Raw genomic sequence first — 1272 nt, forward strand, 5'->3', positions numbered from 1 at the left:
GGTCACCGCTGGGCGCATTGATGTGGACCGCCGGACGCCTCTGCCGGGCGCCAGCGTCGGCCGGGCCCGCCCCCTGCCCACCTCGCCGAGCCCTGCGGAGTGGGCCGCGTCCATCCAGACCCGCGACCGCACCTGCTGCCGTCTGCTGGCCGCGCTGGCGCTCCATGCCGGTGCCGACTGGACCGGGCAGGAGCGGCAGGAGGATCTGGCCCGGGCCCTCGGGATCAGCGTGCGCACCCTGCGCACCCACCGGGGGCACCTGGAGGATGACCAGCTGGTGCGCTGGGACCGGCGCGGCCGGGTCCGGGGACTGCCGGACCGCTACACCCTGTTGTCCGGCCTGATCCGCCTGCCCGACGTGCCCGAGGAGTGGGCAGACCTGCCCTGGGCGGAGGGCGCGGCCGTGGACCTGATGGATCAGGTCTGGTGGCTGGCTGGACTGACCGACGCTCAGCACGAGCGCACCCGGCGCCACATCGCCCACCTGATGACCAACGGCTGGACGGCCGCCGAGCTACTGGGCCGACTCGATCGCATCCCGCCGACCGAGCACGTCAGCCACCCGTACGCGCTCGCGCAGTCCTTGCTGCCGGTCCGGGGAGAGCCGCCGGTCGCCACAGCGCAGGAGGTGACTGGCGGACGGGGCCCGCTGGCGATCGTGGATTGCGCCGGGAACTGCGGGCGTGCCGTTCGGGGCGTGGCCGGAGTGAGCACCTGCCGAGACTGCCGCCAGGCAGCAGCACCTGCACCGTTCTGAGGGGGAGACGGACATGGGGATCATCGGAGACGCGCTCAGTCGCGCCGCACAGGCAGCGTGGACGCGCCCGCTGCCGAAGTCCGCAGGGGCTCGGCTGCGGTTCCTGCTCAAGCGCGAGAAGGGCAGCACCCGCGCCGTGGCTGACCGGCTGGGCGTCAGCCAGCGCACCGTCCAGCGCTGGGCGAAGGGCGAGCAGCAGCCGACCGGCAAGCGTGCCGCCGCACTGGAGCGGGAGGCGGCCCGCGACTGGCAGCCCCGGGTCACCGCCGAGGCACAGCGCCGTTCCGCCCGGGACGGCCTGGTGGTGGAGACCCGGGCGCGGTTCGGGTTCACCGCCGCGCCTGGCACCACCGACGACGGCCGGATGCGGCGGATCACCGAGACGCTGCCGCCGGACGTGAGCGGGAGGATCTGGGAGGCGTGGCGCTCCGGAGATGAGGAGCAGCTGCAAGAGCTGGTCGGGCAGGGGCTGGGGTACTCGTACTTCCAGGACCGGGGCCGCCGCGCTCAAGGCC

The 1272-nt window shown here is 74.3% G+C and carries 2 protein-coding genes; both read left to right on the plus strand.

All coding sequences use genetic code 11. The features are described 5' to 3' along the window. The coding region (locus tag ACMZ42_RS27150) for a hypothetical protein (RefSeq protein WP_415733448.1) at positions 1-757 on the plus strand (757 nt) is incomplete at its 5' end. A gap of 13 nt (positions 758-770) precedes the next feature. Beyond that, a partial coding sequence (tpg, locus tag ACMZ42_RS27155; RefSeq protein WP_415733449.1) for a telomere-protecting terminal protein Tpg occupies positions 771-1272 on the plus strand: 502 nt, incomplete at its 3' end.

This window comes from Lysinibacillus sp. NPDC056185 (assembly GCF_047737915.1).
Classification (GTDB): domain Bacteria; phylum Bacillota; class Bacilli; order Bacillales_A; family Planococcaceae; genus Lysinibacillus.